Genomic DNA, 21,817 nt, shown 5'->3' on the forward strand with positions numbered 1-21,817 from the left:
TTGGGATTATTCCCACGCATTTTATAGGCTTTGAGATTTATGAAGAGTAACCCTGTAACGGCGCAGCCAAGTAGTGCAGCGGCAACTGATTTAGCCCAAATATTAGATGGCCCCGTTTATCAAGCTTATGCCTATTCTTATCCCCATAAAACGGCATATCGCCCGTTTGAAGAGCGGGTGGCGTTAGCTCCTTTATGGCAACAAGAGAAATTAGATGCGCTATTTTTATATGTGCACATTCCTTTTTGTAGTATGCGTTGCGGCTTTTGTAACTTGTTTACCTTAGTTAAGCCTGAAAAAACCTTACCCGATTTATACCTAGATGCGCTTGAGCGGCAAATTAAAGCGTTAACGCCGGTAATAGAGCAAGCGCAGTTTGCTCGCTATGCCATCGGCGGCGGCACGCCAACTTTTTTAACTGAATTACAGTTAGCGCGTTTATTTGATTTAACCGACTTTGCTGGGATGCAGGCCAATACTCCCATTGGGATAGAGACTTCACCTGAAACCATTACGGCGGGTAAAATTCAGCTGCTAACAGAGCGTAACGTTAGCCGTATTAGTATGGGGATCCAATCATTCACTGATCTGGAAGTGAAAAACTTAGCGCGTAAGCAAAATAAGCAAGAGGTGTTTAAGGCGATTGAAACAATACGTCAGTACAGTCAGGCGGATTTGAACCTTGATTTGATCTATGGCATTGCTGGACAAACGGTGAGCTCTTGGCTGCATTCCCTTGAGCAAGCGTTGCAATTTAATCCTGAAGAGCTTTATTTGTATCCGTTATACGTAAGAGAAGCAACGGGCCTTGGCAAGGTGAAGCAGCAAGCGCGTTTTACGCCGGACTTGGCTGATACGGATATGCTGGCTTTGTATCGAACTGGGCGTGACTTTTTGCTCGCTCATGGCTATCAACAAGTGTCGATGCGCATGTTTAGACGTGCCGATCTGACTGAGTTAGATCTGCCTCATTACTCTTGCCAAGAAGACGGCATGCTAGGGTTGGGAGCCGGTGCTCGCTCATATACTCAAACCTTACACTATTCATCGGAATATGCCGTTGGGCGCCATGGCGTTAAAGATATTATTGGGCATTTTACTCAGCAAACCGAGGCAGACTTTAGCCATGCTCACTACGGCATTAAGTTAACGCTTGATGAACGTAAGCGTCGCTTTGTGATGCAATCGTTATTGATTGCTGATGGGTTAAACCTAAGGGAATATGAGCAACGTTTTAAGCGCAGTGCCTTGGTTGATTTTCCAGCATTAACGACATTAATTAATGCTGGCTTAGTGCAGCAGGCTGGGGCATTACTATTGCTTACCGTGGCGGGGTTTGAGCGAGCTGATAGCATTGGCCCTTGGTTTGCTTCACAACAAGTAAAACAAGCCATGAGCGAGTATCAATTGCAATGAGGCTAGATATTACCTATCGCGGCCCGTTAGCCAGTTGCAATTACGATTGTGACTACTGTCCTTTTGCCAAAACGTTTGATGACGCCGCTACTCGGGCGAAAGACAAGTTGGCAATTGAGCGGTTTGTTGCTTGGGTTAGTTCGCGACAAGCTAAGGATAGTTTTAGGCTATTATTTACCCCCTGGGGGGAGGCATTAGTACGCAGTTGGTATCGTCAAGCCTTGGTGACACTGTCGCATCTGGAACATGTTGAAAAAGTAGTGATTCAAACCAATATGAGCGTGGCGATAGATTGGTTAAAGCAGGCTAACCTGAACAAGTTAGCCTTGTGGATCACCTATCACCCTAGTGAAATTAGCTTGGCTGATTTTGTCATGAAAACCCAACAACTTGATCGGTTAGGGGTGAGTTATAGTGTCGGTATAGTTGGCACTAAAGAAAATATACCTAAGGCTAAAGCGCTGCGCGAACAACTGCATCCAGAAGTGTATTTATGGGTGAATGCTTTTAAAGATCAGCTCGATTATTATCTGCCAGATGAACGTGATTTTTATGCCCAGTTGGATCCTTGGTTTCATCTTAATCAGCAAAATTATCCCAGTTTAAATCGTGAATGTCGTGCCAGTGTGACCAGCTTATCCATGGATGGTGAAGGCTATATTCAGCCGTGCCATTTTGTTAAGCAAAGTTTGGGTAATGTTTACCAACAAGAGTTGCATAGTTTATTGAATCAACATTACTTATGTCCGAATCAAAGCTGTGATTGTTACATTGGCTATCGCCACTTGCCGCACCTGAAGCTAGAAAAAGTATACGGCGACGGGTTGTTGGAGCGGATACCAATAAAGGGATAACCACTACTAAAATTATTCTTTGGGAAGGGCGCGAGGTTAGCGTCTTGTTTATTGAAGTATAAAACCAGCGTAGTAAGTAAAATTTTAGCATCCCAGTTAAGCCAAATAAGCATCAAGGTTGATGCTTATTTGTTTGAAAAGGCTGCTAACTCTTCCATTACGCGGCGCTTTATTTCGAGTTGTTGCTCTGCGGCTAAGCCGTAACGTTTACCAAGCTGCTCATAATCTTCTGCGCTAAGAGAAACCGTTAAGCGCGGACGTTTCGGTTTGCGGGTGACGGGTAAATCTAATATATGGCGAATTTGATCTGATGGGCTAATGCCTTCATCTAACGCACTTTTACGGATGCTGTATTGCACTTTTTCATCCATATCAAAAGCCACTTGTACGGCTTTGGCGGCTTTGGCTGATTTTGCCCATTTTTCGGGTAATTTTCTATCTGTCGTCATAATAATTAGTCTTTAGGCCAGAGTTCTGCGATGTCGGTTAAAGGACGTTTTATTGAAAGATATATGTCTGTGTCGCCATTTTCAAATACATATATTTCAATCCAGCGCTGCTCTTGCTCGCCAAACAAAGAAAAGTACTCAAATTGCCGGCCGTGAGATTGGTCTGTATAGGCGGGTGGTTTCGTGCCACGATAATCTTGCTGGTGGTAGTAGCCAACCGTAGCGAAGTCTTGTTGCACATAATTGTTGGCTAAAAAGGCTTGCCATGGGCTGGTTTGAGTTAGTGGCGTAAGACGTGCTTTGCCGGGCTCATCGAAAATTTCGGAAAAGGCATCCATATCAAATAAGGACTCAACATCCGCACGGCGTAATAGTGTGCTGAGAGTGATATGCTGCTGGTCTTTTTCGTCGATGAGTATAAATACCGGCTCGCGGGCTGCACCTTGGCAAATCAATTGCGCTTGCTGGCGATATTGAAACTCTTGGGTATGAACTTCGCGCACTTCAAATTGCTGGTTACGAAATGATTCAGCCAAACCAAAGCTATCACTCATTTTTAGTAAATCACCCACTTGCAGTTGGTGAGGGCGAATCAGTTCACGCCCTACTTTTTCAGCAGGCTTGCCAAATAATTTTTTAAAAATATTCATGTTGTCCTCGCGATCACGTCTGTGCGGCAATACCGCCTAGCATAAACAAAAACAGGCGGCCTAAGCCACCTGTTTTACCGGCTGGTATTATTAGCCTTTATTTTTGAGTCTTTCCAACACAGCGTTAGCGCTGCTTTGTTGCTGACCAATGCCGGCTTCTTTCAGCTTGTCTTTAAGTGACTGGTCACCAGACTCAGCTTGTAGTTGCTCCGCAGCCGCCAACTTGTCATCAAACATCGCTTGCTTTTGCTTAATGCGCTCAAGTGACTCTTTTGCACTTAGTAGGCTAGAGTTGCTTGAAGTAAAGCTGTCGGTGATGGCTGCAGTGGCTTTTTGCACACTGTCGGTGGTTTTCACCATGCTCAATTGACGTTGATAATCAGCCAATTGACGCTCGCTCTTCTTGATTAAATCTTTCAAGCGTAAAGCCGCTTTTTCATAGCTACTGTGAGATGTTGTTTGCTCTTGTAGCTCAACTTCAAGTTGTGCAATTTTTTCAGCCACTTCAAGCGCTAGCGCTTCGTTATTTTGGCTAAGCGCTTGTGCAACATAACCTTCATGCTCTTTAATTTCGCCTTTAACACGCTCTAGCTCACGGCTTGCTTGCATTTGTTTAGCCATGACTTCAGTTAAATCACGTTTTGCTTTGGTGAGGTGGTTTTCCGCATCACGAATTTCTTGTTCAAAAATACGCGTTGAGTTAGCGTCAATAATCTCTTCTCCAACCTCACGTGCGCCACCACGAACGGCAGTAATAATTTTCTTTAAAATACTCATTTGTCACTCCTTCAAGCGTTTATTTGAGGTAGTCAGCCATTTCGGTAATGACTTCCAAACTGTTATCACTCAGTACACTAACTTCATGTTCGATGTCAGCTAATGTTGAGTGCTCTGACAATGCTCCGAAGATCACATATTTGTGTTCAATTCGGGCGAAAGAAGAAAGCGGCATTGGAATATTCATTTCAAGCATGGCTTCCATCATTTCGGCTTTTTTACCTTCGATGACTTCGTCTTCGCCCCATAAGTAGGAAATGCAAAGAATTTGATCACCGGTTACTGATACGAACACCGGAATTTCTTCACGGCCTTGAATGTCCACTCGCAATACATCAACTTCGCCTGCGATGGGAACACAATCAAAAATTAATCCAGTATCAGACTGATCGGTTAATCCATTTAAGTATGTGGCTATCTTATGAATATTCATACGTCTCCTGTGTGACATAATATGTCTGATGAAGTTAACTTTAGAACGCTAGACATAATATGTCAAGCGTCTTGGTGAGTTTTTATTCAAATCAATAAATAATCAATTATGAGCTCACGCTAAAATATCTGTGCCGCTGTGTCAATTTAATTGATTTAACAGCAAATAGCTGGCGATATCTAGCTGAATTGGTAGAGTGAAGAGATTATGCCAAGGTGAAGAAGCAGAGAAGGATTATATGGATCATTTGACACAAGCCGCTGACAACCATCTACAACGTTTAGGAGAGTTGATTGACCTAAATACATTAACCTCGGAGCAAACCTCGCAACTTAGACAAGCCTTTGGCTTAAGCGACTTTATTGCTAGCAGTATTTATAAACAGCCGGAATTACTAGTAGAGTGTTTCGACGGTGGTTTATTCGAGCAAAATAGTCGCTGTGGCAGCATTGCAACGGAGTTAAGTGAACAGTTAGCGGCGTGTCAGGATGAAGCCAAGTTACATACCTTATTAAGGCAGTTTCGTCGTAAGCACATGTTGGTTATCGCTTGGAGAGAATTGCTGGGTAAATCTGATTTATCAGAAAGCTTAGAGCATACCTCTTGCTTAGCTGATGAGCTGATTAGTCAAAGTAGTTTATGGCTTTATAACAAGCAATGTAGCGAATTAGGCGAGCCTAGAAGTGAAGACGATGTGGTGCAGCCTTTTTATATTTTGGCGATGGGTAAGCTGGGTGGTAAGGAGTTAAATTTCTCTTCTGATATCGACCTGATTTTTACTTTTCCCGAGAATGGCGAAACTCATGGCGGTCGCCGAGAACTATCCAATCAGCAATTTTTTATTCGCTTAGGACAACGAGTTATTGCAGCCCTAAACCAAGCGACGGTTGATGGCTTTGTGTTTCGGGTGGATATGCGTTTGCGTCCTTTTGGCGAATCTGGTCCTTTGGTGATGAGTTTTGCCGCGTTTGAAGATTACTATCAAACTCAAGGGCGAGACTGGGAGCGTTATGCCATGGTAAAAGCGCGCGTATTAGGCCCACAAACGCCTTATAAAGACGAGCTTGAAACCATGTTGCGCCCTTTTGTATTTCGCCGTTACATTGATTTCAGCGCGATCCAATCACTGCGTCAAATGAAAGCTATGATCAGTGCCGAGGTGCGCCGTAAAGGCCTTAAAGACAATATTAAATTGGGCGCGGGTGGTATTCGTGAGATCGAGTTTGTGGCCCAAGCGTTTCAGTTGATCCGCGGCGGTCGAGAGCCGTTACTGCAACAAAAGGGATTAAGGCAAACCTTGCGTGCATTAATTACCTTAGATGTGATGCCAGAGGCGCGAGTAAACACGCTACTGGAAAGCTATGATTTTTTACGTCGCACCGAAAATGTGTTGCAACAAATTGATGATAAGCAAACTCAAACGTTACCCGATGATGAGCTCGACAAGCAGCGGTTGATCACTGCACTAGGGTATAAAAATTGGGAGGTTTTCTACCAAGATTTGAATCAGGTGATGAAGCAGGTCAACCAAGAATTTGATTGGGTGGTGGGTGAAAGCGAACAACAAGACTCCGATTTAGACAGCGATATTACTGAGCTGTGGTTACATGATTTAGAAGAAGAAGAAGCATTAACGGTATTGGAAAAATTTGCTCTAAGCGAAGCAGATGCACGAAAATTCTACCGCATTGTGATTGACTTTAAAAAAGAAACACAGCGCCGTGCGGTGGGTCCAAGAGGCCGTGAAAATCTTAAAAAGCTGATGCCTTTACTCACTTGTAAGGCGCTAGCAAAAGATGCGCCAGTGGCATTAATTGAGCGCTTAGTTGAGTTACTTGCTAATGTGATGACACGTACCGCATACCTTGAGCTACTTAATGAAAACCATGGTGCACTGAAACAATTAGTGCGCTTGTGCGATGCCAGTCCACGAATTGCCGCGCAGCTAGCGCGCCACCCGATATTGCTTGATGAGCTGCTTGATCCGCAGCATTTGTATAATCCAACCCCGTTTTTAGAATACAAAAGTGATTTACGCCAATACATGTTGCGCATCCCTGAAGAGGACATGGAGCAACAAATGGAAGGGCTGCGTCAATATAAGCAAATTCAACGCTTGCGTATTTCTGCTGCCGATATAGCTGGGGCGTTACCCTTGATGAAAGTGAGCGATCACTTAACGTACCTTGGCGAAGCCATTATGGAATACGTGGTTAATATTGCTTGGCAGCAAATGATCGAAAAATACGGCGAACCTTCTAATGTTAAAGGGGCTGATCGCCGTGGCTTTGCGGTGATAGGTTACGGTAAGTTAGGTGGCATTGAACTTGGATATGGCTCTGATTTAGATGTGGTGTTCTTACATGATACTGAAGTGTCGGGCTATACCAATGGTAAAAAAGAGATAGATAACAAGCAGTTTTATTTACGCCTTGGTCAGCGCATTTTGCATTTATTCAGTACCCGCACTTCATCCGGTATTTTATATGAAGTGGACATGCGCTTACGTCCTCAAGGTGATTCTGGTTTATTAGTTAGCTCAATGGCAGCATTTGAGCAATACCTAAAACAAAATGCATGGACATGGGAGCATCAAGCCCTCGTGCGCGCGCGTTGTGTGTATGGTGATGCAGAAATAGCCCAAGCCTTTACCGATACGCGGTTGGCTATTTTATCTCAATCTCGTGATGTGACAGCTTTAGCCAAGGATGTGGTGGATATGCGCAATAAAATGCGTGCTCATCTATTGCGCGCCGATGAAACGCAGTTTGATTTAAAACAGTCACCTGGTGGCATGGTTGATATTGAATTTATTGCGCAATTCTTGGTGCTAGCAAACACCCAGCGGCTACCTGAGTTAGCCCATTGGTCTGATAATATCCGTATTTTTGAGACCTGTGTTGAGCAAGGTTTGTTGACCCCGGCACAAGGTGAATTATTGTCGGAAAGCTATTGTCATATTCGTGACGCCGCGCATCGTTTAACTTTGAACCAGCAAACGCGGATTGTGTCAGCCGAGCGCTACAGAGATGATCGCGCTGAGGTTATCGCCTTGTGGGATAGTTTGGTGGCTTGCCATTATCCCACTGATGCCGAATAAATAAATTTAAGTTTGAAGTTATTCACGAAGTAAATATAAGGAAAGTTTAATGCCAAATTATGTGGTCTTATGTAAAGAAGAAGTACTGGTCACGGTAGAGTGCGGGACACAAGATGCGCAGGAGGAGTTTCAGGCGTTGACCGAGCAAGGCTTTCATATTAGCAGTCAGGTGATTGCTGCTGATTCGACAAAAGAAGCATTGTATTTCTATGAAAACGATCCACAACTTTATGCGATTGACCCAAGCAGTAATGTGGTTGTTGATAGTGTTATCGCAGCGTTGGTGTCGCTTGGTGTGCAAGCTATCTAAGTAAGCCAAATTTTGCTGTGAAACATACACTATTCGGCTACGACAGTTTAAGCAGAACTAACCTTAGATAGTGACGATGCACGCTCAAATATGGGCGTGCATACGACTAAAAGCTACTTTTTATATAAAGATGCCTCGCCTTCGGGACGAGTCTTAAAACGGCGGTGTAGCCACATATATTGCTCTGGCGCGCTGCGCACCATGTCTTCAATCACTTTGTTAGTTGTTGCTGCATCGGCAATATCATCCCCCGTCGGGTAATTTTCTAGTGGCGCTTTAAAAATCATTTTATAGCCTTGTCCTTTTGGCAAGCGCTGCGCAAATGATGGGATCACCACAGTGTTTTTAGTGCGAGCAAGAGCTGATGTTCCAGTGACCGTAGCGGCTTTCTCCACAGCAAAAAATGGCACAAAGGCGCAGCGACGATTGCCGTAGTCATGATCGGGTGCGTACCAAATCACTTCACCTTGGCGCAAAGCGCGCACCATGCCGCGAAAGTCACTGCGATCAAGTAAGTTCTTTAAGGCGCGGGTGCGTCCCCAATAGAACCAAAAGTCCTGCAACGGATTATTGTGCTTACGGTAAATACCAATGCCTGGGTGTACCATGCCACCAATACGGCCATTCATTTCTAAGGTTAAAAAATGTGCACCAATGAGAATCACGCCCTTGCCGCCATTAAGAGCATTAAACAAGTGTTCTTTGCCTTCTACGATAAAATGGCGACGCACACGCCAGTCTGGCCAAAACCAAGCCATGCAAATTTCAAATAGCGCGATGCCGGTATTTTCAAAATTTTGCTTTAGCATGTCGGCGCGCACGGCATCGGATAATTCAGGAAAGCATAAAGCGAGATTTTGCTGCGCCACTTTACGGCGAGACTTCATCAGCTTCATGGCTAAACGGCCAAGTTTCGCGCCCAGCCAAAGTTGCAGACGATACGGCAGCAGTGATAAACAAAACATCGCGCTAATGCCAAGCCATACGCCCCAGTATCTAGGGTGGGCAAAGCGAGACTCAAGTTGGGGTTTACTCATATAATCAACTTTATCGGTTTAATGGATCGGCAAAAATAACGCCTTAGTTTAACGAATAATCCCATTTACTTACACGGAATCTTGTTAGTGGGGCCATTGTCGTTTTAGTATTTTGTGGTGTTTTAATGCTCTGAATCTGCTTGTTAGGGGGTGGTGTTAGTTTTTTACTGCCTTATGATACACTTATGGCAGCTAATAGAATGAGAACAAGCAATGAAAATTACGCTCCCTGATTTTGATAACGCCAATGTATTGATTGTTGGTGATGTAATGTTAGATCGCTACTGGCATGGACCAACAGCGCGCATTTCTCCTGAAGCGCCTGTGCCCATCGTTAAGGTTGAGCAAATCGAAGATAGACCAGGTGGTGCGGCTAACGTGGCATTAAACGTGGCAGCATTAGGTGGTAAAGCTAAATTAATCGGTTTAACAGGGCAAGATGAAGCGGCTGAAACCTTAGCCAGAAAATTAGAGAGTATGCACATTAGTGCGGATTTTGAGCGCTTAGCAGGCTTTCCGACTATTACCAAATTACGAGTGATCAGTCGCCACCAACAGTTGATCCGCTTAGACTTTGAAGAAGAATTTCACGAAACGGATCCCAAGCCATTACTTGAGCGTGTGGCACAAAATATTAACTATGCGCCTGTGGTAGTGTTTTCTGATTATGCTAAAGGTGCTTTAGTTGAAGTGGCGCAAATGATTAAAGCGGCTAAAGGCGTGGGCGCGCAAATTCTAGTTGATCCAAAAGGATCTGACTTTGAGAAGTACCGCGGCGCGACACTATTAACGCCTAACTTCTCAGAGTTTGAAGCCGTGGTTGGTCGTTGTAAAACTGACGAACAAATTGTAGAGAAAGGCCTAGCATTGCTAGCCAAGTTCGAGATTAAAGCGATATTAGTTACTCGCAGTGAGCACGGCATGACCTTGATTAAAGATGATCAAACTGTGCTTCATTTACCTGCGCAAGCCAAAGAAGTGTTTGATGTAACAGGTGCTGGGGATACCGTGATTTCGGTGTTGGCTTCTGCGTTGTCGTCTGGCGCAACGATTGAAACCTCTTGTGCCCTTGCTAATGCAGCGGCAGGCGTTGTAGTGGGTAAACTTGGTACTTCAACGGTGAGTTTAATTGAGCTAGCCAATGCTGTTTATAGCCAACAAGAGACAGGCTTTGGTGTGTTATCTGAGCCACAGCTAAAATTGGCAGTGGCCGCCGCGAAAAGTCGTGGTGAAAAAGTGGTGATGACCAATGGTTGTTTTGACATTATTCATGCTGGTCATGTCTCATACTTAAACAGCGCTCGCGAATTGGGCGCACGCTTAATCGTTGCTGTAAACACAGATGAATCAGTACGGGCATTAAAAGGAGAGGGGCGTCCGGTTAATCCCGTTGATCGCCGCATGGCTGTACTTGCAGGCCTTGGCGCAGTTGATTGGGTAGTGCCGTTCAGTGAAGACACGCCGCAGCGTTTAATTGGTGAGGTATTGCCGGATATTTTAGTAAAAGGTGGCGATTATAAAATAGAACAAATTGCGGGCGGTGCCGAAGTATTAGCTAATGGTGGTGAGGTAAAAGTACTGCAATTTGAAGATGGTTGCTCAACCACTGAAATAATCAAAACTATTCGTAACGAGCGAGGCTAAAATTGGTCATTGTAATCGTTGAAGATAGTTGCTCAACCACTGAAATCATCAAAACTATTCGTAACGAGCGAGGCTAAAATTTTTCAATGATTAAAACTAATAGCCATTGAAGGCACACCAATAAAAAACCCGCCGCGGCGGGTTTTTTGTTTCTGACGAACTAACTTAGTTGCTTGTTGGCGACTGCAGGCCAGAATTGATGGTCGCGATATCTATTTCAGATAAATCACCCGCTGCAAATTTAAGGTTAAGCATACTTAGAATGTAATCGTAGCGAGCGTTTGATAATAAGTCTTTCGATTCATAAAGCTTACGAGTGGCATCGAGGACATCAACAATGGTACGAGTGCCCACTTCAAAACCAGCTTCCGTTGCTTTTAATGCACTTTCTGAAGAAACAACTGTTTGTTCATAAGCTTTGATTGTACTGATTGCTGCGCCTACGTTGTTGTAGTTACTGCGAATTTCAGTTTGAACGTTACGGTAAATACGTTCTAACTCTTCGCTCGCAGCAACATAGCTAAATTGCGCTTGTTTGACACGAGACGTTACTGCGCCACCAGTGTAAAGTGGCATATTGAAGTTAACGCCTATGTTGCCGCTACTTAATGAGCCGTCGCTTGGGTTGTTGTTTTTGTAGTTTGAGTTATTTACCCCCACGCCAGCAACAAAATCAACCGTCGGAGAGTTACCCGTTTCAGCTAACTCAATTTGTGTTTTAGCTATGTCTTTGGCAATACGCTGAGTGTGCAGTTGTAAGTTTTCGTTTTCGGCTTTGGTTAGCCAGAGTGCAGAGTTACCTTCTGGCATAATCGGGCTAAAACGCTCGATATTTAGTTCGTTGATTTCACGTACTTCAACTCCCGTTAGCTCACGCAGTGCTTCATAGCTGTTGGTAAGAGCATTGCGCGCTTGAATTTCATTGGCTAAGGTGCGGTCATGCTCCGCTTGCGCTTCATGTACGTCGGTAATTGCAGTTAGGCCAACCTCAAAGCGTTGCTTAGTTTGTTCTAGTTGACGAGCAACAGCACGCTTGTTTGCTTCAACCGCAGATAAAGCGTCTTTTGCACGCAGTACATCAAAGTACGCTTTTGAGGTACGTAGAATCAGTTGCTGTGCTTGGCTGCCGTAAATGGTATCGGCTTGAGTAGCGGCTTTTTCGGTTAAGGTTAATGTGGTCCAGTAATCTTCACGGTAAAGCGCCTGACTTAGTTGAACTTGGCCACCAAGGTCACTTTTGGTGCCGGCATCATTTTTGTTCGTTACAGTGTAACCTGCACTAAGACCTAAACCTATTTGCGGTAATAAGCTGGCGCGGCTTTCGTTTATTTTCTCAAATGCAGAATCGCGGTTGGCCAGTGCTTGTAAGATCAAGGGGTCTTTAGTTTTAGCTTGTTCATAAATTTGTTGAATGTCATCGGCAAGGGCTAAACTACTTAGGCTATATAAACCCACTAAAGTAGCGATACTGAGTAAGGTTCGTTTCATTTCAACTTTTCCTATTTATATCTGAGATAATTAAATGGCCACTGGCTACGATGAATGAAGTGCATGGATGAACCGCTAAACGTTTATCAATGACTTCTCATAGATGCCTGGTCTAAAGCACTATGATAGCGTATCGTTTTGGCTTTAATGTAAGAATTTATTGTTAACAATATCAAGCTTTTCGGGATTAAGTAAATCATGAGTGATAATAATCAGCAAAAAAACACATTTAATCGTAATGATGTGGAGGTTTTAAGCCAAAAAAGCCTATATAAAGGCTTTTTTAAAGCCAATAGCTACCGCTTTAAGCATCGCTTATTTGCCGGAGGTTGGAGTGCTGAAATTGAGCGGGAAGTTTTTGAGCGTGGCCATGCTGCGGCAGTGCTGTTATATGATTTACCTCGTGATAAGTTGGTGTTGGTTGAACAATTTCGTTTTGGCGCATTGGAGACTTGTGACAATCCTTGGCTATTGGAAATGGTGGCGGGCATTATCGAGCCTGGTGAGGCACCGGATGAAGTAGTGCGCAGAGAGGCGGTAGAGGAAGCGGGGGTGACGCCTGGAAGAATGATGCCGATGCTAAGTTATTTAGCTAGCCCAGGTGGTTCAACTGAGCGGCTAGAGTTGTTTTTAGCTGAGGTGGATTCAAGTCAAGCCAGTGGTTTGCATGGCCTTGCTGATGAAGGCGAGGATATTCGGGTGCAAGTGATATCTCGCAGCGGTGCAATGAAACTGTTGCAACAAGGCGTTATAAATAATGCGGCAACTGTGATAGCTTTACAGTGGTTAGCACTAAATTTTGATCAAGTAACAGCAGAATGGGGGTCGTGAGTGGGCATAGTGGTTAAAAAATACACGCCTGATTTATCACGCTTTATGCGCTTATGTGAAACGAATTACCTGCAATTAATTAAACTATTGCCGGCAAGTTTTGCGCGCCGCCAATGTTATTCCTTTTCAGCAGGACAAAATATTGACTATCAGATCGATGTTTTGGAACAAAGCCCTTACACCAGCTTGTTAAGGATGCGTCAGTCATGTGAAAATCAGCCTGATTTTATGACCCCGATCGTCCGTATACGACTTTATCACGATGCAAAACTCGCCGAAGTGTGTGCTAGTCAGCATATTTTTCATTTACAGCCGAAATATGATTACCCGAATGATAAAATGCATCACAAGGATGAAAAGCTTCAAGTGAATTTGTTTTTGGCAGATTGGTTGAAGTTTTGTATTGAACATGGCTATTGCCGCCAACAAATATTCAAAGCTAATGACTCAAAATAAAACCCAGTTAGACGTTGATGCCGATGGGGTATTAACTTTTTTACAAATTACTGATACCCACCTTTTCGGGAAGCCTGAAGGCGAGTTATTAGGTGTGAATACTCGTGACAGCTTTTTAGCTGTAATGGGTGAAGTGGCTGCGCAAAAAAAATCGATTCAGGCGGTATTGGCAACGGGAGACATTTCTCAAGACCACAGCTCTGAATCTTATGCGCTGTTTGCTGAGCAGATGCAAAACCTTTCTGAGCCCTGTTTTTGGTTACCGGGTAACCATGACTTTCAACCAGCGATGATGTCGGCATTTGACCAAGCGGGCATTGCTCCTGCTAAGCAGCTAGTCTCTGAATATTGGCAAGTGATTTTGTTGGATACCCAGGTAATGGGTGTGCCACATGGCCAATTAAGCACCGCGCAGCTAGAAATGTTAAAAACGGCCTTGGACGAATATCCAGAAAAATATGCGTTAGTTTTATTGCATCACCATGCAATACCCGCAGGTTGTGCTTGGCTGGATCAACATGATTTGAAAAATGCCGACGAACTGTTTGATCTATTAGGTCAATACCAACAAGTAAAAGGATTGCTTTGTGGTCATATTCATCAAGAGATGGACCAGCAATACGATCAATTACGTTTGTTGGCCACGCCGTCAACCTGCATTCAATTTAAGCCTAATTCAGATGAGTTTGCTTTAGACAAGCAAGGGCCTGGTTGGCGTTACCTTGCTTTATTGCCAAATGGCAATATTGACACTCAGGTACACAGATTAAATGGTGCTTTTTATTCAGGCGATGCTGACGCCACAGGCTATTAATGCTGGCGCCAGTACTCATCTACATTCACGGCTTTCATAGTTCACCATTGTCGCAGAAAGTGCAACAGATGAAGCAATATGTTGCGCAGCAGCGGCCGGACATTATTTTTGAATGTCCACAAATGCCTTGCTTCCCGCTTCAAGCTTGGGCTCTGATTGAATCCATTGTGGCGCGTTACCCCGGTCATAAGTTAGGCTTCATTGGCAGTTCTTTGGGAGGGTATTTAGTCACTAAAGCGAGCGCTGAGTTTGGCGCTAATGCGGTACTGATTAACCCTGCGGTACGGCCATATGAATTATTAGTGGATTATTTAGGTGAAAATACCCACCCGTACACCGAACAAGTTTATACTCTGACTATTGAACACATGGCAGACCTTAAATCCCTTGAGGTGGAGCCTGTAACGCATCCCGAGCGGCTTTGGCTATTAACGCAGATGGGAGATGAGATACTCGATTATCGGCAAGCTGTGAATAAACATCAACTAAGTAAAACAACCATAGAGCAAGGCGGGGACCATTCTTTTATTGGTTTCGAACGCTATTTGGATCCTGTCCTTCGATTTTTAGATTTGTAACGGAAATTCAATGAGTAATCAGTATAACTCCGAAGCCATAGAAGTATTAAATGGCCTTGAGCCTGTTCGTCGCCGTCCCGGCATGTACACCGACACCCAACGACCGAACCACTTAGGCCAAGAGGTCATTGATAACAGTGTCGATGAAGCTTTAGCGGGTCATGCCAGCAGTATCACGGTGATATTACATGACGATCATTCATTAGAAGTCATCGATGATGGCCGCGGCATGCCAGTGGACATTCACCCAGAAGAGGGGATTTCAGGGGTAGAGTTAATATTTTGTAAACTTCATGCTGGCGGCAAATTTTCGGGGAAAAACTATCAGTTTTCGGGTGGTTTACACGGTGTGGGTATATCTGTTGTTAACGCTCTATCAAAGCGGGTTGAGGTAGCGATACGTCGTGATGGGCAAGTGTATGAAATAGCTTTTGAGAATGGTAACAAAGTTGAAGAGTTAACCATCACCGGCACTTGCGGTAAACGCAATACGGGCACCAGTGTGCATTTTTGGCCAGATGTGAGCTATTTTGATTCCGGAAAGTTCTCCGTTTCGCGTTTACGACATAACTTAAAAGCTAAAGCTGTTTTGTGTCCAGGTTTAAACATTAAGTTTAAGGATAAAGTTAACAAAGACGAGCATGAATGGTGCTACCAAGATGGTTTAACTGATTACTTAATTGAAGCGGTAAAGGAGTGGCCAAGCTTACCAGATACACCATTTGTAGGCGCTTTTTCAGCCAATAGTGAGGCTGCAGACTGGGCTTTGTGTTGGTTGCCGGAAGGCGGTGATTTAATCACAGAAAGCTATGTCAATTTGATCCCTACAGCTCAGGGTGGTACCCACGTTAATGGGTTACGCCAAGGCTTGCTAGAGGCGATGCGTGAGTTTTGTGAATTTAGAAATCTAGTACCACGGGGAGTGAAGCTAACTGCCGATGATATTTGGGATCGGTGTGCTTACATCTTATCCGTTAAGATCCAAGACCCACAGTTTGCTGGCCAAACCAAAGAGCGTTTATCCTCACGTCAATGTGCGGCATTTGTTTCTGGTGTAGTAAAAGACGCATTTAGCTTATGGTTAAACAGCAATACCGATATTGCAGAACAATTAGCGGAAGTGTGCATTAACAACGCGCAGCGCCGTTTACGCCAAAGCAAAAAAATCGCACGTAAAAAAGTCACCCAAGGCCCAGCCTTGCCGGGCAAACTGACTGATTGTTCAAGTCAAGACCCGATGCGCGGTGAGTTATTTTTAGTGGAAGGGGACTCAGCTGGCGGCAGTGCAAAACAAGCTCGGGATCGTGACATTCAAGCCATCATGCCGCTGCGGGGTAAAATTCTTAATACTTGGGAAGTTGAAGCTGGCCAAGTGCTTGCCTCTCAAGAAGTTCATGACATCTCGGTAGCAATCGGTCTCGATCCTGACTCTGAGGATTTATCTGGATTACGCTATGGCAAAATATGTATTTTGGCCGATGCAGACTCAGATGGGCTGCATATTGCAACCTTGCTGTGTGCCTTATTTGTTCGTCATTTTCGCGCGTTGGTTAATGCTGGGCATGTTTATGTTGCCATGCCGCCACTGTATCGTATCGATGTCGGTAAAGACGTGTATTACGCTTTAGATGAAGATGAAAAAAATGGCATATTAGATCGCATTGAAGCCGAGAAAAAGCGAGGCAAAGTCAACGTGCAACGCTTTAAAGGCTTGGGTGAAATGAACCCATTGCAATTGCGTGAAACGACCATGGATCCAAATACTCGTCGTTTAGTGCAATTAACGGTTGATGACGCTGAAGCAACCATGCAATTAATGGATATGCTATTGGCGAAAAAACGTTCCTCTGACCGCCGTGATTGGTTAGAAACTAAAGGTGATATGGCTTCTGCTATTTTTGAGGATTAACAGCTTTTTACCTAACATTCTCTAAATCATAAGAAGGGGAATTCATTCCCCTTTACTTCCCTCCCACGCTATTTTTATCAATTAAAATATCATTAAAAGAACAATTTGCTCAAAACAAATACAAAATAATCAATCACATCATATTATCTTTGTCATTATGGCTAATTCTGTGATTTTGTAGCTATGCAAAGCGTATTGATGTAGCTAGAATTTTTCTATGGTCTGGATTTATTCAACTTGTTTGCCTGCGTATTTCTATGACATTGACAGTCATGATTCTCGTTGCTTATTTCTGGCGAAACATTTATGTGCTTAATAGGGATTGGTTTTGAAGAAAAGCTATAGCTTAGGCTTGGGCAGTAAAGTAATGGGAGTGACCTTTTTGCTCTTATTGCTTATTTTCAGCGGCTACACCTACCTTAATTTAACCAACTTGACTAATTTCTTTCAGTTGGAGCGTCGTGTTGTTTTCAGCTACCAGCAGCATCAAATTTCTACCTACTACGAAGAGCTATATAGCCGAGTCGATTCAGTCGCCAACCAAATAAAATCCAGTAACCGCCTACGAGCAGTAAGACTTGCTAATAATGTTGAACTTAAAGAGATAGTAAAAGAGGTCAGTGGACGTAAATCGTTGCCTATATCGGCATTATTGTTAGTGGATATTGAGGGACAAGTAACGGCCAGCTCAAATGAGATGTTATTAGATGATAAAACCCGAAGTTGGATCGCATTGGCGCAAGTTGAGGATGCCGACAATTGGTTTGTTTATTGCCGTAATTCGTGTCAGCTGTTGGTACGCAGTGAAACTCAATTTGGCTTTGGTGAAAGCCTTATTTTTGTTTTTCCTTATCATCAAATGACGCCGATATCTAAATCAGATGTGCGCAGCTTTCAAATATTGTTAGAAGAAAAGTCTGACCAAGCGCTTAATTTGGTATTCAGTCGACGTATCCGCAATTTTGACTTCAACCAGCTAACTCCTCATTTAAATGTGCCCGATATTCTACAAGGAAAGGGGGATATCAATATAAACGGTAGGATCTACGAGTTTCGTGGTTACCCAATTGAAAATACAAACCTATCTGGTCAAGCTTATTTACTCATTGTTAATGATATAAATGAATTAGCTAATTTGCTACGTAGTGCAACTTACAATAACGTTATTTACGGCTTTGGCGCACTGGTTCTGGCTATCGTTTTATTACTTTATTTGTTGCGTAAACCCTTAAAGCGGATCCGTACTGTTATTCAATCATTGCCTTTATTGGCGACTTCTCGTCATCATGACTTTCGTCATATCGTTGAAGAGCAAGGTAAGCAAGAGCAGTTTGCTGATGAGTCTGACGAGTTAGGTGAAGCTAGTATTTCTTTATCTCACCAATTAGAAACTTTGGAAAGTCAGCTCACTCAACGTGCTAATGAGTTAGAGTGGTTAGTTAATCATGACCCTCTCACTGAACTGCCGAATCGTCGTATGTTTAACACCGAAATAGCTAAGCGACTAAGTAATAATGCCAATGGTTGCTTGTTATTTATGGACTTAGATAATTTTAAATACGTTAACGACATCAGTGGTCATAAAGCGGGCGATACCATGCTCACTCAAGTATCGACCACGTTAGAGCGCTTACTGCCAAGTAACGTATTACTTGCTCGAGTCAGTGGGGATGAGTTTGCGGTATTTTTAAATGATATTGATTTAGCTGCGGCGGAAGTTGTCGGTCAACGTATTTTGCAATTAATTGGTGAAGTGTGCGTGGCTGGGCGTAAAGAAATTCACAAAGCCTCTGCCAGCATAGGTATTGTTGCTTCTCCTGAGCATGGCTCGGATATTTCAGAACTGCTATCCAAAGCAGATATTGCCATGTATCAAGCTAAAGATTTGGGTAAAAACCGTTTAGCGATTTATCACAGCGAAAATGTCGGCACTAAAGTTAACAACGATTGGTACTGGTTGGCGAAAGCGCAGCGCGCCATTGAAGAGCAGTTGCTTACCCTGTATTTTCAACCGTTATTTGATAATCAACGCGAAGAGGTGCGTCACTGGGAAGTATTGCTACGAGTGCGTGACGAAGAAGGCATATTGCGCTCTCCTTATCAGTTGATCTTAGCAGCTGAGAAAAATGGTTATATTTCACAGCTGGATTTGTGGGTGATTAATGCGGCGTTGGACCAACTCATGATTAATCAAGAGCGAGGCATTGAACAGCGGCTCGCCATTAACTTATCAGCCAAGTCATTCAGTGATGAAGCTGTGATCGCGCAAATAAAACAGGCAATGCAAAGGCGTGGTGTACAAGGCAGTCAAATTATTTTTGAAATAACGGAAACAGCGGCATTGTCTAACTTAGTGCAAGCTGTTGAACACATTAATGTTCTTAAGGGATTAGGCTGTGAAATCGCCCTTGATGATTTTGGGGTTGGTTATTCTTCGTTTCATTCGTTAAAATCCCTGCCTTTGGATTACATTAAAATTGACGGCTCGTTTGTTAAAGATTGTCCGAAGCGACCTGATGATCAAGTGTTTATCAAAGCCTTGATTAACATTGCTCACAATTTTGGCCATAAAACGGTTGCCGAGTTTGTAGAAAATAAAGAAATTCATGACATGATGGTTTCCTTCGGAGTGGATTATTCCCAAGGGTATTATATCGGTAAGCCGGTGCCGCCTGACATGGCTTGGCCTGAGCAAGTAAATTAGTTCTTCATCATGCTCTTGCAGTAGTAATTATCTTAAGGAATTCAATATGACTGATGCCGTTGACATGAGTTTAGATGGCGTCGAGCAACTGCCGTTGCGGCAGTTCACCGAACAAGCCTACCTAAACTATTCCATGTACGTCATTATGGACCGCGCATTGCCTCATATTGGCGATGGTTTAAAACCAGTACAACGACGTATTATTTACGCCATGAGCGAACTGGGTCTGTCGGCCAATGCCAAATATAAAAAATCAGCTCGTACTGTGGGTGACGTATTAGGTAAATACCATCCCCATGGTGACAGCGCTTGTTACGAAGCCATGGTACTGATGGCGCAGCCGTTTTCGTACCGCTATCCATTAGTTGATGGACAAGGCAACTGGGGTGCACCTGACGATCCTAAATCGTTTGCAGCAATGCGTTACACCGAAGCGAAATTATCTAAGTTTTCGGAAGTGCTACTGTCAGAGTTAGGTTCGGGTACCTGTGATTGGTCGCCTAACTTTGATGGCACCATGAAAGAGCCTAAGGTTTTACCTGCGCGTTTACCCCATATATTACTCAATGGCATTACTGGTATAGCAGTGGGGATGGCGACTGATATTCCACCTCATAATGTACGGGAGTTAACTCAAGCTTGTTGTGTGTTATTGGAAAACCCAAAAGCCGATATCAACGAGCTAATGACTCATGTGAAAGGGCCTGATTATCCAACCGAAGCGGAAATTATTACGCCGACCCGAGATATTCAAAAAATCTACGAAAGCGGTCGTGGCAGCATTAAAATGCGTGCGGTTTACAGCTATGAGCAAGGTGAGATAATCATTACTGCATTACCTCACCAATGTTCCGGTGGCAAGGTTTTAGAGCAAATTGCAGCGCAAATGCAGGCGAAGAAGCTGCCGATGGTGGCGGATTTACGCGATGAATCGGATCATGAAAACCCAACTCGTTTAGTGATTATCCCACGCTCCAATCGTGTTGATGTTGAGCAATTGATGCAACACCTTTTTGCATCAACGGATTTAGAAAAAAATTACCGCGTTAATTTAAACATGCTGGGCCTAGATAACCGCCCACAAGTGAAAGGTCTGCGCCAGATATTGAGTGAGTGGCTGGTTTATCGCCGAGAAGTAGTGCGCCGTCGCTTGCAACATCGTTTAGATAAAATTTTAGCGCGCTTACACATTTTAGATGGCTTGTTGATTGCTTATCTTAACATTGACGAAGTGATAGAGATCATCCGTAATTTTGATGATCCTAAAGCTGAGTTGATCCGCCGCTTTGGCTTGTCGCCTACTCAAGCCGAATCGATTTTAGAGATAAAATTACGTCAGTTAGCCAAGCTTGAAGAAATTAAGATCCGTGGTGAGCAAGACGAACTTAATATAGAGCGAGAAAAACTGGAACTAACGCTAGGCTCTGAGCGTCGTATGTCAACGCTGCTGAAAAAAGAGTTACTGGCTGATGCGAAAACTTATGGTGATGACCGACGTTCCCCAATCATTGAGCGTCAAGAAGCGAAAGCCCTGTCTGAAAAAGAATTAATGCCAAGTGAAGCGGTCACCGTTGTATTATCAGAAAAAGGCTGGGTGCGCTGTGCTAAAGGCCATGATGTTGACGCCAATGGTTTAAGTTATAAAGCGGGTGATGAATTTTTAGCGCAGGCTAAAGGTCGCAGTAATCAACCTTGTGTCTTCCTTGATAGTGAGGGGCGGGCATTTGCCCTTGAACCTCACACGCTGCCGTCGGCGCGCTCTCAAGGTGAGCCGTTAACGGGGCGTTTTAATTTAAATCCGGGGGCGCACTTTGTTAGTACCTTGATGGCCAATGATCAGGCCCATTATCTTATTTGCTCTGATGCAGGCTATGGTTTTGTCGGCCAGTTTAGTGATATGGTCAGCCGCAATAAAAATGGTAAAGCCTTACTCAACTTGCCTAAAGGGGCCAAAGTGATGGTGCCGTATCCGGTCAATGATTTAGCCAGTGATAGCTGTTTAGCCATTACCAATGAAGGGCGAATGTTGCTCTTCCCGGTAAGCAGTTTACCGCAATTAAGTAAAGGAAAGGGCAATAAGATTATTAGCATTCCAAGTGCTCGGGTATTATCAAGAGAAGAATTTGTCACTCAAATTGCGATAGTGCCACAAGGTGCCAATGTGACCATGTTTGCAGGTAAACGTAAGTTAACCTTAAAACCTAACGATCTTGAGCACTATGCAGGCGAAAGGGGGCGTCGAGGTAACAAGTTGCCACGTGGCTTACAGCGCGTAGACAGTATTGTGATTGAAGCCATTCCTGATGTTGCCGCAGGTGACGCTGGCGTATCGACTAATGAAAGCAATGAATAGGTTATTGGGGTATT

Annotated in this window: 18 protein-coding genes; 12 read left to right on the top strand and 6 right to left on the bottom strand. The window is 43.8% G+C overall.

Annotated elements, in window-relative coordinates; all coding sequences use genetic code 11:
* Window positions 1–39 precede the first annotated feature (39 nt).
* Entirely contained in the window at window positions 40–1,416 is a 1,377-nt protein-coding gene (locus tag Q4519_RS07855) for an STM4012 family radical SAM protein (RefSeq protein WP_303511394.1), read from the top strand.
* Window positions 1,413–2,270 (top strand): STM4011 family radical SAM protein, encoded by an 858-nt coding sequence (locus Q4519_RS07860; RefSeq protein WP_303511395.1) that lies wholly within the window; start codon window positions 1,413–1,415, stop codon window positions 2,268–2,270. Before Q4519_RS07855 ends, Q4519_RS07860 begins: the two co-directional genes overlap by 4 nt.
* Window positions 2,271–2,395: 125 nt before the next feature.
* Here the strand turns inward: Q4519_RS07860 and Q4519_RS07865 are convergent, their stop codons facing one another.
* From Q4519_RS07865 to Q4519_RS07880, 4 genes are all read right to left on the bottom strand, one after another.
* Window positions 2,396–2,719 (bottom strand): hypothetical protein, encoded by a 324-nt coding sequence (locus Q4519_RS07865; protein WP_303511397.1) that lies wholly within the window; start codon window positions 2,717–2,719, stop codon window positions 2,396–2,398.
* Between the two features lie 5 nt (window positions 2,720–2,724).
* On the bottom strand, window positions 2,725–3,369 hold the full coding sequence (locus tag Q4519_RS07870; RefSeq protein WP_303511399.1) for a hypothetical protein: 645 nt from the start codon (window positions 3,367–3,369) through the stop codon (window positions 2,725–2,727).
* Between the two features lie 90 nt (window positions 3,370–3,459).
* On the bottom strand, window positions 3,460–4,146 hold the full coding sequence (locus Q4519_RS07875) for a PspA/IM30 family protein (protein ID WP_232802295.1): 687 nt from the start codon (window positions 4,144–4,146) through the stop codon (window positions 3,460–3,462).
* A gap of 19 nt (window positions 4,147–4,165) precedes the next feature.
* Window positions 4,166–4,579 (bottom strand): YjfI family protein, encoded by a 414-nt coding sequence (locus tag Q4519_RS07880; RefSeq protein WP_232802293.1) that lies wholly within the window; start codon window positions 4,577–4,579, stop codon window positions 4,166–4,168.
* Window positions 4,580–4,817: 238 nt separating this feature from the next.
* Between Q4519_RS07880 and glnE the strand changes: the two genes are divergently transcribed.
* Window positions 4,818–7,679, top strand: a complete 2,862-nt coding sequence (gene glnE / locus Q4519_RS07885; RefSeq protein WP_303511403.1) for a bifunctional [glutamate--ammonia ligase]-adenylyl-L-tyrosine phosphorylase/[glutamate--ammonia-ligase] adenylyltransferase — start codon at window positions 4,818–4,820, stop codon at window positions 7,677–7,679.
* A 49-nt stretch (window positions 7,680–7,728) separates the two neighbouring features.
* Complete coding sequence (locus Q4519_RS07890) at window positions 7,729–7,989, top strand: hypothetical protein (RefSeq protein WP_232802283.1); 261 nt, start codon at window positions 7,729–7,731, stop codon at window positions 7,987–7,989.
* A gap of 113 nt (window positions 7,990–8,102) precedes the next feature.
* Here the strand turns inward: Q4519_RS07890 and lpxL are convergent, their stop codons facing one another.
* The gene (gene lpxL / locus Q4519_RS07895; RefSeq protein ID WP_303511406.1) at window positions 8,103–9,026 is read right to left on the bottom strand and encodes an LpxL/LpxP family Kdo(2)-lipid IV(A) lauroyl/palmitoleoyl acyltransferase; all 924 of its coding nucleotides are present in this window, start codon (window positions 9,024–9,026) and stop codon (window positions 8,103–8,105) included.
* A 213-nt stretch (window positions 9,027–9,239) separates the two neighbouring features.
* Between lpxL and hldE the strand changes: the two genes are divergently transcribed.
* Window positions 9,240–10,670 carry a bifunctional D-glycero-beta-D-manno-heptose-7-phosphate kinase/D-glycero-beta-D-manno-heptose 1-phosphate adenylyltransferase HldE gene (gene hldE / locus Q4519_RS07900; protein ID WP_303511408.1) on the top strand — a complete coding sequence of 477 codons (1,431 nt, stop codon included), beginning with the start codon at window positions 9,240–9,242 and terminating at the stop codon, window positions 10,668–10,670.
* 165 nt (window positions 10,671–10,835) lie between these two features.
* Here hldE and tolC read toward each other — a convergent pair whose 3' ends face one another.
* Window positions 10,836–12,158 (bottom strand): outer membrane channel protein TolC, encoded by a 1,323-nt coding sequence (gene tolC / locus Q4519_RS07905; RefSeq protein ID WP_303511410.1) that lies wholly within the window; start codon window positions 12,156–12,158, stop codon window positions 10,836–10,838.
* A 198-nt stretch (window positions 12,159–12,356) separates the two neighbouring features.
* Between tolC and nudF the strand changes: the two genes are divergently transcribed.
* The 7 genes from nudF (at window position 12,357) to parC (ending at window position 21,803) form a co-directional block, all read left to right on the top strand.
* A complete protein-coding gene (gene nudF, locus Q4519_RS07910) occupies window positions 12,357–12,989 on the top strand; it encodes an ADP-ribose diphosphatase (protein WP_303511412.1) in 633 nt (210 codons plus the stop codon).
* Window positions 12,990–13,445 carry a DUF1249 domain-containing protein gene (locus Q4519_RS07915; protein WP_232802257.1) on the top strand — a complete coding sequence of 152 codons (456 nt, stop codon included), beginning with the start codon at window positions 12,990–12,992 and terminating at the stop codon, window positions 13,443–13,445.
* Window positions 13,432–14,259 carry a 3',5'-cyclic-AMP phosphodiesterase gene (gene cpdA / locus Q4519_RS07920; RefSeq protein ID WP_303511414.1) on the top strand — a complete coding sequence of 276 codons (828 nt, stop codon included), beginning with the start codon at window positions 13,432–13,434 and terminating at the stop codon, window positions 14,257–14,259. Before Q4519_RS07915 ends, cpdA begins: the two co-directional genes overlap by 14 nt.
* A complete protein-coding gene (gene yqiA, locus Q4519_RS07925) occupies window positions 14,259–14,837 on the top strand; it encodes an esterase YqiA (RefSeq protein WP_232802252.1) in 579 nt (192 codons plus the stop codon). The genes cpdA and yqiA overlap by 1 nt, the downstream gene beginning before the upstream one ends.
* A gap of 10 nt (window positions 14,838–14,847) precedes the next feature.
* A complete protein-coding gene (gene parE, locus Q4519_RS07930; RefSeq protein ID WP_232802250.1) occupies window positions 14,848–16,746 on the top strand; it encodes a DNA topoisomerase IV subunit B in 1,899 nt (632 codons plus the stop codon).
* Between the two features lie 328 nt (window positions 16,747–17,074).
* Window positions 17,075–19,450, top strand: a complete 2,376-nt coding sequence (locus Q4519_RS07935; RefSeq protein WP_303511416.1) for a bifunctional diguanylate cyclase/phosphodiesterase — start codon at window positions 17,075–17,077, stop codon at window positions 19,448–19,450.
* Window positions 19,451–19,496: 46 nt separating this feature from the next.
* On the top strand, window positions 19,497–21,803 hold the full coding sequence (gene parC / locus Q4519_RS07940) for a DNA topoisomerase IV subunit A (protein ID WP_232802247.1): 2,307 nt from the start codon (window positions 19,497–19,499) through the stop codon (window positions 21,801–21,803).
* Window positions 21,804–21,817 lie beyond the last annotated feature (14 nt).

It is taken from the genome of Motilimonas sp. 1_MG-2023 (assembly GCF_030547455.1).
In the GTDB taxonomy this organism is placed as follows: domain Bacteria; phylum Pseudomonadota; class Gammaproteobacteria; order Enterobacterales; family CBDFNC01; genus Motilimonas.